Source organism: Listeria aquatica, assembly GCF_014223975.1.
Taxonomy (GTDB): Bacteria; Bacillota; Bacilli; order Lactobacillales; family Listeriaceae; genus Listeria; species Listeria aquatica.
On record NZ_JAARRM010000004.1, the window covers coordinates 145,489 to 160,315 of the forward strand.

Here is a 14,827-nt window from a genome sequence, read left to right on the forward strand (position 1 = left end):
ATTTTCTCATAAAAAAAGGAGAAGTAATGAAAAAAATACTTATCATCAGTTTGCTTACTTGCTTTTTAGCTTTCTCATCCATTCTTTCATTGCAGCCGGTCTTAGCGGAAGAAAATCAAATAGCTACTTTAAAACCGAACAGTGAATTAGGTCCAGGCTATTATTCTACAACTGAAGCGCGAGAAACACGTGCTGCAACAAATACATCAGCTTTTCTAGCAAGTATTAAGCAAGGGTCTATCAGTGGATGGAAAAAATATAAAATTTTACCTTCTATTACAAGTGCACAAGCTATTCTTGAAAGTGGCTGGGGAAAATCAGAACTTGCCACGCGAGCTCATAATCTATTTGGAGTTAAAGGGGATTATAAAGGGCAATATGTTGTAATGCCAACGCTTGAATATCAAAATGGAAAATGGATCACTATACAAGCTAAATTTCGTAAATATCCAAATAAAAATGTAAGCACTGAAGACCACGGAGCATTTTTACAGAAATCACGCTATAAAAATATTGTTAATGTGAAAGACTATCAACTTGTCGCAAACAGATTGAAACAAGACGGTTATGCGACAGATCCACAATATGCAAACAAACTGATTTCATTGATTAAGCAATATCAATTGGATGCTTGGGACAAAGAAGCATTTAATGCTGAACAAAGTTCAACGAGTATCAAGGCGAGTGTTGTAGACGGAGCTCCGCTTCTTCACAGCACGAATTTTAATGATAAAACTCCACTTCGAATGTGGCGAACGGGGACAAAAATTCAGGTGCGAAAATATTCTTCGTATTGGTATAAGACAAGTGTCCAAGTGAATGGAAAATGGATGAGTGGTTATATCTATCATTCCATGGTAGTCGGGTTGAAGCCGGTTAAAGGAACAGATAAGTTTTCTGGGACGGTTAAAGCCTTTTCGATTTGGTGGGACTCTCCGCGTTTAAATGGAGGGAGCCTATTTACTTATAATCCAAAAACTTCTTTACGACATTATCCATCTAAAAATGGACTTAAAAGTGCATATTATCCAAATAGGAAAAAGGTATTTTATACCCCGGACTATTGGTTAAAATAATTATTATTTAGGAGGAAAACACCATGAAAAGGAAAAAAAGAATGTGGTTTTTAGTATTTGCAGCAGGAATCTTTTTTGGGTTGAGTCACATTCAGCCCGTTGAAGCAGCTCCACTTTCTAGTTTTTCAAAAGTACAGCGGGAAGCTCTTCAAACAAAAATTAATTCAATTCGTTCGCGAGTAGAATCGAAAGTAAAGGCTGTCCATACAGAAAAAGTTGCTGTGAAAAAACAAGAAGTTGCAAAAAAACAAGCGGAAGCAAAAAAAGCGGCTGAACAAAAGAAAGCGCAAGTAGCAGCTGCTGAAAATAGCAAGCAATCTGAGCAAAGTAAAGTCACACACAAAGAGCCTGTTCAGTCTGCAGGGGGAAATCAAGCAGCAAGCGGTTCAGACAAAGCTCCGCAAACGGGGAGTTCAAATAGTACCTCTGGTAGTAATGGATCAACTCATTCTAAAAGCGATGCAACAACAAGTGCCAGCCAAAGAGGCCGTGAAATTGGAGAGAAAAACCGGGAATACGGGAAAAAATTGGGAGATCCTAATCTTTCAGATTCAGAGCGTCAAAAAATCATCCAAGAAAAGAAAAATTATAATCAGAGTCATCACTAGGAGGAACAAATGAAAAAAGGTATTTTTTTCGGTATATTATGTGCTGCGATTTTTCTGCTAGCCAGTTGTAGTCACCCTGAAAAAGCAGATGTATCGACAAAAGCGCTTGTAGACAGTTATATCTATCAAGAAGATGTTCCAGAATTACAAGAGATTTATGGACTCGATGATACGCGGATCCAAAAAGAAAATGAAAATGAATTCGTGACATCTGTTGAAAGCGAACTTAGTGGGGTTGAGAAAGAAAAAATCACCCAACTCAATCAAAAATTTATTGCTCATTTAAAGAAAACAACGAGTTATACGGTTGATGTGAAAAAAGAAAGCAATAAAGAAGCTGTAGTTTCAGTTAATGTTAAGGGGCTTGATTTAAATGATAAAGCTGTACAAGCCAAAACGGATGAACTAGTAAAAAACGTGGAATCAAAAATCACGGCTGATAGTACAGATGATGAGATGAAAAAACTAGTTAATCAAACGAGCTTTGAAATGCTTGAGTATATTTATTTAAACAGTCCAGCTAAGAAAAAGGAAACGAAAGTAACACTTCGCTTAAAACGTGATGAGGATAATCATGAAAAGTGGGAGATCAAGAATGAAACAGAATTTTTTGAGAAACTCTATGCGGCATTTGGATTGTAAAGGAAAGAGAGGAGCTTAAGCCGAACAAGCTCCTCTTTTTTGAAGAAAAAGTTGCATATTTTGCTTCTTTCCCGTAAAATGAAGACTATAATAATTGAGAATCATTTTCAATCGCTAGTTGCTCAAATTGTAGGAGGAAGGAGTTTGGCGAATGTCAAAGGCTGGAAATTATGAAATGTTGTTTTTCCCAACGAGAGAAGGTTTGCTAAAAGTGCATGCGTATGGTTTTAATCCATGTGGCTCATGGGGAGAAGTGTTCGTAACGCTTGGTTCTGAAACTATTTGTGTAAAAGGTTTTAATCGCAAAAAAACCATTATGCGAGCTGTTAAGTTAAGACTTCAATCTGTTAAAAATGAAAAAACAGATCAATAATAGAGAAACCGCCTTGAAAATCAAGGCGGTTTTGCTTTGTTTCATGCAGTCTAAAAAAATATTATGTGAAATTTTGAAAGAATGCTTGCTTATTGGGTGTGATTTGCGCTAAAATTTGATAGTATTATTAAGTAGTGGATGAGGAAAACTCATCAGGTGGATTTTGAGAGGAGAATGTACTATGTCTCAGTTAAAAGGAATAATTCAACGGTTGGAGGCCATGCAGAACGATGATGCTGCTGAAACACAATCGAGACGATTTGAAAAAGATGGAAAGGTGATTTGCGAGGTAAAATATTTCGAGCCTTCTCAGTCTTTTGAAATCGAAATTCACGATTCAAACAGTAAGTATAATTTTGATGATATTGATATGACAGCAATTGAAATTTTCGAAGCTCTACAAGAAAATTAAGCAGAAACAACTAGAACAGATTTTTCTGTTCTAGTATTTTTTTTGCCCGAAAAAAGATTTATTAGAGAGGAAATCATCAACTGACTATGGTAAAATGAAAGCGAGTGTTTAAGTGGAAGCGTTTGAAGGAAAAGAGAAAAAGATTCAAGAGAATACTTGAGAAGAGGAAAGATGAAAATGATTTCAAATCAATTTGGATTTTTTATAAAGAATCAACTTGAAGAAAATATGATCTCTGCCGAAAAAGTCGCTCATGTGCAGCTTGGAAATAACTTAGAGCATGCGCTTTTAGTATTAACAAAATGCGGTTATTCTGTGATTCCTGTTTTGGATTATAATTTTAAACTTTATGGCTTAATCAGTGCAGCAATGATTACAGAAGCCATTTTAGGGCTTGAAAAGATTGAATTTGAACGACTGGAAACGATGAAAGTAGAAGATGTTATGCAAACGGATATTCCTGTTGTTAAAGAAAACTTTGATGCTGAACGTGTAGTTAGTATGCTTGTTGATGCTCCTTTTATCAGTGTTGTAAATGAGGAACGAGAATTTCAAGGGATCCTCACTCGGCGTGTTATTTTAAAACAAGTGAACCGGTTTATTCATTCTAAAGTGGAGGATAGAACATGATTGTAACAGAATATGAACTGCTTGTTTGTCTCGCTGATGAGCTTAATATGCGAAAAAGTGCGGAAAAGCTTTTCTTAAGCCAACCAGCTCTTTCTCAGCGCCTACAAACGATTGAAAGCCGATGGAACACCAAGATTTTTGTACGGACACAAAAAGGACTGTTACTAACACCGGAAGGGGAAGCGATCGTTCAGCATGCGGCCAGTGTGATTGAAAAAGAGCGTGAGATTCAGGAAAACTTGGAAGCAATGGAAGGCGTGGTTCGCGGAACGCTACGAATTGCATGCGCAAGCGTTGTCGCTCAGTCGTTTTTACCACGGGTGTTGAAGGAGTTTTCAGCGCGTTATCCGAAAGTGAGGATTTCTCTGCAAACAGGTTGGAGTAGTGAAGTTCATCAGCTTCTTGCACAAGGAGTTGTTCATTTTGGGATCGTTCGTGGGGGAACAAACTGGAAAAGTGTGAGAAAGCCCTTATTTAAGGATAAGCTCGTTTTGGTGGATCAGGAAATTGAGCGGATTGAAGAAGTTTTTGAGTCGGAGCGACCGTTTATTCAGTTTAGAAGTGATTCGAACTATTATCAAGTGATTCAAGACTATTGGCAACGGAATTTTGGCAAAATGCCGAAACAAGCTATGTTTGTCGATCAAATGGAAACCTCAAGGCAGATGGCATTAAATGGCATTGGATTTGCGATTTTGCCAGAAATCACGCTTTTAGGGGATACAGAAGGGATTAATGAGATTCCGCTTGTTGAAAAAGATGGCTCTGTTCTTGGTAGAGAAACGACTTTGCTTGCCTATGAGCAATCGCTTGCACTTCCGCAAGTGGATGCTTTTATGAAAGTGATGAATGAATATCTTGCAACTCATCTGTAGCTATGGCAAACTTAAAGCAAGATGAAACTTTAGGAGGATTAGTTAATGGAACAAATGGATGCGCATCAAATTATTTCGTTTATTCAACATAGTGAGAAAAGCACACCTGTCAAGGTTTACTTAAAAGGGAATCTTTCAAAAATAGATTTTCCAAAAGGTGTTCAAACGTTTATTCATGATGAAGTGGGAACTATTTTTGGTGAATGGGCCGTTATTGAACCCCTTCTTAAAAAATATGAAGCTGAGATTATTGACTCAGTGATTGAAAATGATCGTAGAAATTCAGCGATTCCAATGCTTGATCTTAAAAAGGTTAATGCGCGGATCGAACCTGGTGCGATTATTCGTGACCAAGTAACCATTCACGATAATGCTGTTGTCATGATGGGGGCTTCGATCAATATTGGTTCTGTGATTGGTGAAGGCACAATGATTGATATGAATGTAGTGCTTGGTGGTCGGGCGACGGTTGGTAAAAACTGTCATATTGGAGCTGGTTCAGTGCTTGCGGGCGTTATCGAGCCACCATCCGCTAATCCGGTTGTGATTGAAGATGACGTTGTGATTGGTGCAAATGTTGTTGTTTTAGAAGGCGTTCGCGTTGGAAAAGGAGCAGTCGTAGCAGCTGGCGCAATTGTCACAAAAGATGTTGAGCCGGGAACAGTTGTTGCAGGAATCCCAGCACGTGTGCTTAAGGAGCTAGATGCAAAGACGGCATCGAAAACAGAGATCATGCAAGGCTTGCGTCAATTATAAGAAAAATGGCTGGATTTGGCGTGATAGGCTAAATCCGGCTTTTTTTATGAAAAGGAGCAAATAAGCGATGGATCAATTTATTGAGATTAGAAGAAAACTACATGAAATTCCGGAAACTGGGTTTGAGGAAGTGCAAACACAGCGCTACTTGCTCGACTTTATTGAAAACTTGAACTGCGATTTTCTGGAATTAAGGACTTGGCGCACGGGGATTTTGGTTCGACTTCGCGGGACTATGCCAGAAAAAACGATTGGTTACCGAACGGACATGGATGCCCTTCCGATTAAAGAGGAAACGGGTTTACCATTTGCTTCAAAACATGAGGGAAAGATGCATGCGTGTGGGCATGATTTTCATATGAGTATTGCACTCGGCGTGCTCGCTTTTTTTGCAAAAAATCAACCGAAAAATCATTTGGTCTTTATTTTCCAACCAGCAGAGGAAGGCCCTGGTGGGGCGAAGCCGCTACTTGAAAGCGCAGAATTTGAAGATTTTCGCCCAGACGAAATTTATGCCCTCCACATCGCGCCAGAGTATCAAGTTGGACAAATTGCGACAAGAGAAGGGCTCTTGTTTGCCAATACTGCTGAACTTTTTATTTCGTTTAAAGGTTTATCCGGGCATGCCGCTTATCCTCATTTGGCGAATGATATGGTTGTTGCGGCTAGTCAGTTTGTCGGTCAAATTCAGACGATTATCAGTCGGAATGTGGATCCTATGGATGCGGCGGTTATTACGGTAGGGAAAATCACAGGCGGTGATGTGCAAAATGTGATCGCGGGTTCAGCGCTACTTGAGGGGACGATTCGTACCGCAAAGAAAGAAACGATGGAGCTGATTTGGACACGCCTCAAAGCGCTAGCGCGTGGCATGGAGGAAGCCTTTCAATGTGAAGTGGAGTTTTTGTCAGGTTCGGCTTATCTTGAAGTATACAATCATGCTTCTGAAACGAAACAATTTGTTGAATTCGTTAAGCAGGAGTTTCCAGATGCTTACGTGGAAGCAAGTGCCGCGATGACAGGAGAAGACTTTGGCTATTTTCTAGATGAAATTCCAGGTATGATGTTTTGGCTAGGTGTGGATTCTCCGTATGGACTTCACCATGCAAAACTTAATCCTAAAGAAGAAGCAATTCCGTTTGCGATTTCTGTTTTGACGGGATTTTTGAAGCGTTAACTTATACAACAAGCTTTTCAGGTACGAAAAATCGTGAGATTAAGTCTTTTATTTAGTTAGAGGAGCTATCATTTAGATGCGAACAGAAAAAATGGTATGATAAAGGCGTGAAATCGAAGCGATAAAGGTAGGGATAAACTTGGAAGTAGTGGAAAGTTATCAAGATGTCGCAAGCATTCAATCAAATACCATTCATTTGAATCAAACAGAAGCTAGTTGTTTTTTTAATAGTAGCGTCCGCTTTAAAGGAACAGGGAATGTACTTTTTGTAGAAGATGGAGCCAAAATCGTGGATACAAAACTGCTGTTTGCAGGAAACAATTCCGTGGTTTATCTCGCGAAATCTGCTTGGCCTTATCAACTTGAAGCCGATCTTCATCATGACAATGTGCTTCATTTTGGACGAGATAATTCCTTTAATGGGCAAACGCGGATTATTCTTTCGGAGCAAAAGCATCTGTTCGTTGGAGATGATAATATGTTTTCTTATGATGTATTGTTCCGAAATGCTGATCCACATTTGATTTATGATGTCGAAACAAAGAAGCGTCTCAATTTGAGCCAAAGTATTTTTATCGGCGATCACGTTTGGGTTGGACAGGAAGCAAAGTTTTTGAAGGGAACGCAAATCGGGTCGGGGGCGATTGCAGCAGGTTTTGCCGTTTTGACGAAGAAATTCCCTTCAAATGCGAGCATCGGCGGAAATCCTGCCAAAGTGTTGAAACGCAACGTTTTTTGGATGAGACCGGCCGTCCATGCCTTTAAAGAAAAAGAAACCGAAGCTTCACTCACTCAAGAAACGGATGATTTTAGCTTTAAACGGGATTCGGATACCTTCTCTTTTGCCAAGTTAGATGCCGCACTGGATGCACGTAAAACACCACAAGAAAGACTTGTTTTTTTGAAGCAGCTCGCGGAAACCAAAACTAAAAATCGATTTTTTATTGGAAAATAACAAACCCTGCCGCATAAGTGCGGCAGGGTTTGTTTAAGCTTCACGTAGTTTAAGCACAGTATCCTCGTCTGGTGTTGTGAAGTAAGTGGTTTGATTGTCATAAATCACGTATCCAGGTTTAGAACCATTTGGTTTTTTGACGTTTTTAACAAGTGTTGCATCGACAGGCACACTTCCTGAAAGGCGCGCTTTTGAATAGTAAGCAGCAATCATGGCGGCTTCTTGGATAGAGGTTTCATCTGGTTCAGTTGACTGAATGACAACATGTGACCCAGGTAAATCTTTCACATGGAACCACAATTCTTGATTTCGTGCTAGTTTATTCGTTAAATAGTCATTTTGCTTATTGTTTTTTCCAACTAATATCAAAAGTCCGGTTGAAGAGCGGTATTTGTCGAGTTTTGGCGCGGCATTTTTCTTTTTCGGCTGTTTGGATTTTTTAAGTCGTAAGTAGCCTTCCTCCGCCAGTTCTTGCCTGATTTCTTCTACATCTTCGGGCTCAGCAGTTTCTAGCTGCGACAAAATTTCTTCGAGGTAAGCATTTTCTTCGTTGGTTTGTTTTATTTGTTCATTGACATGAGAAACCGAATTTCTCAGTTTTTGATAGCGCGTAAAGTAACGTTGCGCATTTTGTGACGGCGAAAGCTGGAGATCAAGCGGAATCACCATTTCCGGTGAATTTTCCTCGTAAAAATTTTGAACGGTTACTTCCTTCATTCCTTTTTTGACGAGATGAAGATTACTTGTGAGAAGCTCTCCCATGATGCGATAGCGATCAGCTTTTTCCGAATCTTCTAGGGTTTGCTCAAGTTTTTGCAGTTTTAGATCGTTTTTGGCCTTTTCAGTCGAAAGCATTCGTTCGAGGTCATGCCCCATTTGATGAACCCGGTCACGCCTCGCTTTTCCACTATAAAAGTGGTCTAACAGCGCACTCAGCGAAGGAAATATTTGGCGGTCTGAAACGGACGTGAGCGGCATAAAATAGTAATCACTTTTTCCCGCTCGAGTAAATTCATTAGGAGAAGCATTTTCTCCCAAGAATCGGCTAGTTTCAGCGACAACACTTGAAAAGGCTTGAAATAAATCGTTCGTTTCTTGGTAGCGAAGCACGATTTCCCCCGCAAGAAGTGGGCTAAATCCAGCGAACTTTCCAACCAGTTGCTTGGAAAGATTCGCCCCAACTTCAAAGTTTTCCGCTTCAAATTCCTCGCGCGTTACTTCAAAAGGATTTTTTTTATCCCCTGCTGGAGGGAGTACATAAGGAGCTCCAGGAAGTAGTGTCCGGTAGCTATTTTGAGCGGGGGAGAGATGCTTAATACAATCGATAATGGTTTTTTTCTCACGATCGACAAGAGTAATATTACTATGCCGGCCCATAATTTCGATATAAAGATCAACGTAGCGCTTTTCACCGATGTCATCCTTGCTTAAGATTTCAAAAATGAGAATTCGTTCGTTTGGAATTTGCTGAATGTTTTCGATAATTGCGCCTTCCAAGTGTTTTCGGAGCAACATGCAAAACATGGGAGGCTCAGCAGGATTTTGTGGAATATCACTTGTCCACTGCAGCCTTGAATAGCTCGGATGAGCAGAGATAAGAAGCCGCTTATTTTCGCGGTTTTTACGAATATAAAGAATCAGTTCATGCGGAAACGGCTGGTGAATTTTCATAATTCGGCCGCTTTCGGCACTTTCCTTGATTTCTTGAGTGATTGATTTTAAGAACATTGCATCAAAAGCCATTATTTTTCTTCCTTTTCCAAAGTAGTCTTCATCTATTGTAGCATAAAATCTTTCAATTCACGTTTAACTAGGATTTTAACTGCAGTTTTGCTATAATAATGGGGTGAAAAAAGGATTGAGGTGGCGAAATACATGGTCAAAAGTATGACAGGATTCGGACGTGCTTCAAAAGAAACAGAAGATTTTAAAGTGACGATTGAGCTAAAAGCGGTGAACCATCGTTATTTAGAAACGGTGTTTAGACTTCCAAGGCAGTTTCACTATATGGAAGCTTCACTTAAAAAGGTTGTTGCACAAAAAGTGAAACGAGGCAGGCTGGAATGCTTTTTTTCTTTTGAAGGGGCAAAAGTAGCTCAGCAGCATCTTTCTGTAGACTGGGAATTGCTTGACCATTATGTTCGTTTTTTACGCCAAGCGAAGGAACGCTATACGATTCAAGAAGAGGTGAACTTCAAGGCGCTCCTCAGTGATCCAGCTTTTTTAACAGTCAATGAATCGAGCGAAGCAGACCCCGAGCTTCCTGCCCTTATTACGTCTGTTTTAGAAAAAGCAGTGACTCGGCTGGATGACATGCGCTCGCTAGAAGGGACGGAACTCGCGCTTTACTTGAAGGAGCACTTAGTGAAGCTTGAGGGCTTGCTTGAAGCGGTGAAAGCGGCACTTCCTGAAATGGAAAAAGCTTATCGTGAAAAACTCGAAGACCGGCTTAATAAGCTTGTTGGTGCGGAGTTTGATAAAAAAATCGTGCTAAGTGAACTCGCTCTTTTACTAGAAAAAGCGGATATCAATGAAGAAATTGAAAGATTTGCTAGCCATTTGAAGCAATTTTATAGTATACTTACGCAGGAAGGCGCGATTGGAAGAAAACTTGATTTTTTGATTCAGGAAATGAACCGGGAAGTCAATACGATGGGCTCAAAAGCGATGTCTCTTCAAGTCACGCAAAGTGTAGTGGAAATGAAAACAACACTTGAAAAAATCCGCGAACAAGTTCAAAATGTGGAATAGATGAAGAAATGAGGGAAAAAGAGCATGGCTGAAAGAGGTCTGTTGATCGTTCTTTCGGGTCCGAGTGGTGTCGGAAAAGGCACGGTTCGAGAAGCCATTTTTAAAGATCCGGAGACAAAATTTGAGTATTCGATTTCGATGACAACGAGAAAACCGCGTGAAGGTGAAAAAGAAGGCGTCGATTATTACTTTAGAAACCGCGAACAATTTGAAGCGGCGATTAAAGAAGGTCGTATGCTCGAATATGCGGAATATGTCGGTAATTATTACGGCACTCCTCTTGATTACGTAGAAGAAAAACTAGCAAGTGGTGTTGATATCTTTCTTGAAATTGAAATTAAAGGTGCCATGAAGGTGAAAGAACGCATGCCTGAAGGAATCTTCATCTTTCTTACACCGCCCGATCTTGCGGAGCTTAAGAACCGTTTGATTGGTCGGGGAACAGAACCGCTTGAAGTCATTAACGAGCGTATGAAAACAGCTCGTGCTGAAATTGAAATGATGGCTTCCTATGATTATGCTGTTGTAAATGATGTTGTTAGTGAGGCGGTACGTAAAATTAAAGGTATCGTTGAAACGGAACATTTAAAAACGGAACGGATACTTTACCGTTACCAAAATATGCTGGAGGGATTTTAAAATGATGTTATATCCATCGATTGATAATTTACTTTTAAAGATTGATTCTAAATATTCGCTTGTAACGGTTTCTGCAAGTCGTGCTCGCGAGATGCAAGCAACGAATGACCCAGGTGTTCTTCCAAGCTATGAATCACATAAATATGTCGGTAAAGCACTTGAGGAAATTTATGCCGGTAAGCTCGTTCTGGATGATCACGAAGTATAAAAATGAACTCCGCATGTAAAGATTGCATGTGGAGTTTTCCTTTATCTTTGGGGAAATTTGTTTCGTTTTTCTTTGGCTGAATCATGTTATAATAACAGTAAACTTTTGTGCTAGAGGGGTGGAAAACATGAACGGAAAAAATATTCTACTTGCAGTGTCTGGCGGCATTGCAGTTTATAAAGCAGTAGCGCTAACGAGTAAACTCACGCAAGCAGGTGCCAATGTAAAAGTGATGATGACACGTCACGCACAGGAATTTGTTCCACCGCTTTCTTTTCAAGTTTTATCCAGAAATGATGTCTATACAGATACATTTGATGAAAAAGATCCTGCCGTTGTTGCGCACATTGATTTAGCGGATTGGGCGGATCTTGTTATCGTTGCACCAGCTACCGCCAATGTCATTGGGAAAATGGCGAATGGCATTGCTGACGATATGGTCACAACAACCATTCTTGCAACGGAAGCCCCTGTGTGGGTAGCTCCTGCTATGAATGTGCATATGATGAGGCACCCAGCAGTTGTTCGAAATATCGAGCGTCTATACCGGGATGGCGTGCGCTTTATCGAGCCAGAAGAAGGCTACCTTGCGTGTGGTTATGTCGGAAGAGGGCGGCTTGAAGAACCAGAAAAAATCGTAAACCACATCCACCACTTTTTTCAAGAAGAAGAGAAAAGTTTATTTGGTAAACGTGTCCTCGTAACAGCTGGAGCTACTCGCGAAAAAATCGATCCAGTTCGGTATTTAACCAATCGATCGAGCGGAAAAATGGGCTTTCAAGTCGCTGAACAGGCCTTGTTGCGAGGGGCTCATGTAACAGTTGTGACCGCTGTTAAAAATCCGCTACTCCCAGATCAAGTGGAAGTCGTTGCTGTTGATTCAGCAGAAGATATGTACCAGGCGGTGATGGAAAGAGCGGACAAGCAAGACGCTTTTGTGATGGCAGCCGCTGTTGCGGATTATACGCCAGCTCATGTTTCTGAGCAAAAAATGAAAAAAACGCCGGGCGATAAAACGTTTGAAATGAAACGAACGAAAGATATCTTAGCTGAGGTTGGAAAAACGAAGCGGGCTAATCAGGTAGTGTTTGGCTTTGCTGCTGAAACAGAGAATGTGGAGGAAAACGCACTTCGGAAGCTAGAAGCGAAAAATGCCGATTACATTGTAGCAAATGATGTCTCACGAGAAGGAGCAGGCTTTGAAGGAGATACAAATATCGTGACGATTTATGGAGCAGACGGAAGCAAAGAAGAACTGCCACTTTTAGAAAAACGTGAGGTTGCGGAAAAAATCACGGAAAAACTTGCAAGAAAATTGGGGCGTACTTAAATGAACCAAGTAGCCAAAGTCATCGTCGATGTTCCGGCTAGACAAGTTGATCGCCCGTTTGACTATTTGATTCCAACAGAACTTTTAGAAATTGTTCAAGTAGGGACGCGTGTTTCTGTACCTTTCGGCAACCGAAAGGTACAGGGATTTGTTGTTGCAATCCAAGGTGAAGCAGATACAGATAAGTTAAAGACCATTGATGCTGCGATGGATATTGTACCCGTACTTAATCAAGAATTGCTAGAACTTGGAGACTGGATAGCTGCTGAGACCCTTTCTTTCCGTGTTTCGGTTTATCAAGCAATGCTACCTGCTGCACTCCGAGCAAAATATGAAAAGTATTTTATTCGACTTGACGAAAGTGACGAGGAGCTTGAAGCTTTATTTGAAGGGGCAGAGACGCTCGATTTCAAAAAGGCAGAACAAAACGAATTGCTTCCTGCGTTAAAACGTTACTTACATGATGGCGAAATTGAAATCGCTTATGAAGTGAAAAATAAGGCCGTGAAGAAAAAAGCAAAAGTTGTGGAACGACTTGCGAGCGTGGAACGGATGGATGAAGCTATTCAAGACCTTCCTAAAAACGCAAAAGCTAAAGCGCGCGTTCTACTTTTTCTTGCCGAGCAAACAAATGCCACTTTACCGCTTTCTGAGCTTCGGGAAAAAACGAAGGCTTCAGCAAGTACGGTTACGAGCCTTGAAAAAGAGGGGCTTATTCGGATTACGGAACAAGTAGTTGGGCGTGATCCCTATAAAGGAAGACAGTTTGAACAAAGTGAGCCGCTTGCTCTTTTGCCGGCGCAGCAAAAAGCGCTTGATGCCATTCTTGCGGCCCGAAGTGCTGAAACCTTTCTACTGCATGGGGTGACGGGGAGCGGGAAAACAGAGATTTACTTGCAATCCATTGCGGAAGTTCTCGAACAAGGAAAAGAAGCGATTGTGCTTGTTCCAGAAATTTCGCTTACGCCGCAAATGGTAGAGCGATTTAAAAGTCGTTTTGGTGAAGAAGTGGCTGTGCTGCATAGCGCGCTTTCACACGGCGAAAAATATGATGAGTGGCGTAAAATTGAACGAGGAGAAGCAAAAGTGGCAGTGGGTGCTCGTTCAGCGATTTTTGCGCCGTTTGAAAATATTGGCATTATCATTATTGACGAAGAACATGAATCAAGCTATAAACAAGAAGAAAATCCGCGCTATCATGCTCGCGATGTCGCGATTTGGCGGGCAAAGCGTTACGGTTGTCCGGTTGTGCTCGGCAGCGCCACACCTTCGCTTGAGTCTTTTGCTCGAGCTCAAAAAGAGGTTTACACCTTACTAGAACTGCCAGAACGCATTAATCAACAAGTGTTACCGAAAGTTGAAGTGGTGGATATGCGAGAAGAATTGCGCAGTGAAAACCGCACGGAATTTTCGGTGGATTTGCTTGAAAAAATAAAAGAACGAATCGAAAGAAAAGAACAAGTTGTGCTTTTGCTTAATAAGCGTGGATACGCCTCTTTTGTCATGTGTCGCGATTGCGGTTTTGTAATGGAATGCCCAAACTGTGACATTTCTCTAACTTATCATCAAACTGGGAACAGGATGAAATGTCACTACTGCGGTCATGAAGAGCAAGTCCCTTCAAATTGTCCTTCTTGCGGGAGTGAACATATTCGCTATTTCGGAACGGGAACTCAAAAAATTGAAGAGAGCCTCACTAAGTTGATTCCAGAAGCGCGGATTATTCGAATGGATGTTGATACTACACGGACAAAAGGTGCACATGAAAAATTATTAACTCGATTTAAAAACCAAGAGGCAGATATTTTACTTGGAACACAAATGATTGCAAAAGGACTTGATTTTCCGAATATCACACTGGTTGGGGTGCTAAATGCCGATACGATGTTATTTTTACCCGATTTTAGAGCGGCAGAACGGACTTTTCAACTACTCACACAAGTAAGTGGACGAGCTGGAAGGCACGAGCTACCAGGCGAAGTTGTTGTTCAAAGTTATGCGCCTGAACACTACAGTATTCGTTTTGCAAAAGAACATGACTACTTAGGATTTTATCAACATGAAATGAGAATGCGAAAACGAGGGGAATATCCACCATTTTATTATTTAACTTTGATTAGCGTAAGCGATCAAAATGAACGAAAAGTCATTCAAACAATTCAAGAAATGAGTCGCTATTTACAAACAAAATTAACTGAGAAGTCTTTGATACTTGGTCCTGTGCCTAGTACGATTAGCCGTATTAATAATAAGTATCGCTATCAGTGCATGATTAAATATAAAGTTGAACCTGAATTAAAAAAAGAACTAAAAACACTGCTCGATCATTATCAAAAAGAACAGGCTAAAGGACTCACGATTTCAATTGATGTTCAGCCATATGTTTTAATGTAGG

At 40.6% G+C, this 14,827-nt stretch carries 16 protein-coding genes; 15 read left to right on the top strand and 1 reads right to left on the bottom strand.

The window, feature by feature from the left end:
- Positions 1-26: 26 nt before the first annotated feature.
- The 10 genes from HB912_RS10455 to HB912_RS10500 all read left to right on the top strand — a co-directional run bounded on the left by HB912_RS10455 (position 27) and on the right by HB912_RS10500 (position 7,504).
- The gene (locus tag HB912_RS10455) at positions 27-1,076 is read left to right on the top strand and encodes a glucosaminidase domain-containing protein (protein ID WP_185374394.1); all 1,050 of its coding nucleotides are present in this window, start codon (positions 27-29) and stop codon (positions 1,074-1,076) included.
- Positions 1,077-1,099: 23 nt separating this feature from the next.
- Complete coding sequence (locus HB912_RS10460; protein WP_185374396.1) at positions 1,100-1,684, top strand: hypothetical protein; 585 nt, start codon at positions 1,100-1,102, stop codon at positions 1,682-1,684.
- A gap of 9 nt (positions 1,685-1,693) precedes the next feature.
- The gene (locus HB912_RS10465) at positions 1,694-2,326 is read left to right on the top strand and encodes a DUF5105 domain-containing protein (RefSeq protein WP_185374398.1); all 633 of its coding nucleotides are present in this window, start codon (positions 1,694-1,696) and stop codon (positions 2,324-2,326) included.
- Between the two features lie 151 nt (positions 2,327-2,477).
- Entirely contained in the window at positions 2,478-2,699 is a 222-nt protein-coding gene (locus HB912_RS10470; RefSeq protein WP_036070513.1) for a hypothetical protein, read from the top strand.
- Between the two features lie 181 nt (positions 2,700-2,880).
- Positions 2,881-3,111 (top strand): YkuJ family protein, encoded by a 231-nt coding sequence (locus HB912_RS10475; protein WP_036070511.1) that lies wholly within the window; start codon positions 2,881-2,883, stop codon positions 3,109-3,111.
- A gap of 177 nt (positions 3,112-3,288) precedes the next feature.
- Positions 3,289-3,741 (top strand): cyclic-di-AMP-binding protein CbpB, encoded by a 453-nt coding sequence (cbpB, locus tag HB912_RS10480; RefSeq protein WP_036070979.1) that lies wholly within the window; start codon positions 3,289-3,291, stop codon positions 3,739-3,741.
- Positions 3,738-4,616: a transcriptional regulator CcpC gene (locus HB912_RS10485; RefSeq protein WP_185374400.1), complete on the top strand. Its 879-nt coding sequence runs from the start codon at positions 3,738-3,740 to the stop codon at positions 4,614-4,616. The genes cbpB and HB912_RS10485 overlap by 4 nt, the downstream gene beginning before the upstream one ends.
- A gap of 45 nt (positions 4,617-4,661) precedes the next feature.
- The gene (dapD, locus tag HB912_RS10490) at positions 4,662-5,372 is read left to right on the top strand and encodes a 2,3,4,5-tetrahydropyridine-2,6-dicarboxylate N-acetyltransferase (RefSeq protein WP_185374402.1); all 711 of its coding nucleotides are present in this window, start codon (positions 4,662-4,664) and stop codon (positions 5,370-5,372) included.
- A gap of 67 nt (positions 5,373-5,439) precedes the next feature.
- Positions 5,440-6,549 (top strand): N-acetyldiaminopimelate deacetylase, encoded by a 1,110-nt coding sequence (locus HB912_RS10495; protein WP_185374404.1) that lies wholly within the window; start codon positions 5,440-5,442, stop codon positions 6,547-6,549.
- A gap of 139 nt (positions 6,550-6,688) precedes the next feature.
- Positions 6,689-7,504: an acyltransferase gene (locus HB912_RS10500; protein ID WP_185374405.1), complete on the top strand. Its 816-nt coding sequence runs from the start codon at positions 6,689-6,691 to the stop codon at positions 7,502-7,504.
- Positions 7,505-7,537: 33 nt separating this feature from the next.
- On the opposite strand, the gene HB912_RS10505 is transcribed toward HB912_RS10500, so the two are convergent.
- Positions 7,538-9,247: an Rqc2 family fibronectin-binding protein gene (locus tag HB912_RS10505; protein ID WP_185374407.1), complete on the bottom strand. Its 1,710-nt coding sequence runs from the start codon at positions 9,245-9,247 to the stop codon at positions 7,538-7,540.
- 132 nt (positions 9,248-9,379) lie between these two features.
- On the opposite strand from HB912_RS10505, the gene HB912_RS10510 reads away from it, so the two are divergent.
- From HB912_RS10510 to priA, 5 genes are all read left to right on the top strand, one after another.
- Positions 9,380-10,255 (top strand): YicC/YloC family endoribonuclease, encoded by an 876-nt coding sequence (locus HB912_RS10510; RefSeq protein WP_185374409.1) that lies wholly within the window; start codon positions 9,380-9,382, stop codon positions 10,253-10,255.
- Between the two features lie 24 nt (positions 10,256-10,279).
- The gene (gene gmk / locus HB912_RS10515) at positions 10,280-10,894 is read left to right on the top strand and encodes a guanylate kinase (protein WP_185374411.1); all 615 of its coding nucleotides are present in this window, start codon (positions 10,280-10,282) and stop codon (positions 10,892-10,894) included.
- Between the two features lie 4 nt (positions 10,895-10,898).
- Positions 10,899-11,102 carry a DNA-directed RNA polymerase subunit omega gene (rpoZ, locus tag HB912_RS10520; RefSeq protein ID WP_115753733.1) on the top strand — a complete coding sequence of 68 codons (204 nt, stop codon included), beginning with the start codon at positions 10,899-10,901 and terminating at the stop codon, positions 11,100-11,102.
- Between the two features lie 127 nt (positions 11,103-11,229).
- Positions 11,230-12,432 carry a bifunctional phosphopantothenoylcysteine decarboxylase/phosphopantothenate--cysteine ligase CoaBC gene (gene coaBC / locus HB912_RS10525; protein ID WP_185374413.1) on the top strand — a complete coding sequence of 401 codons (1,203 nt, stop codon included), beginning with the start codon at positions 11,230-11,232 and terminating at the stop codon, positions 12,430-12,432.
- Positions 12,433-14,826: a primosomal protein N' gene (gene priA / locus HB912_RS10530; RefSeq protein ID WP_185374415.1), complete on the top strand. Its 2,394-nt coding sequence runs from the start codon at positions 12,433-12,435 to the stop codon at positions 14,824-14,826.
- Position 14,827 lies beyond the last annotated feature (1 nt).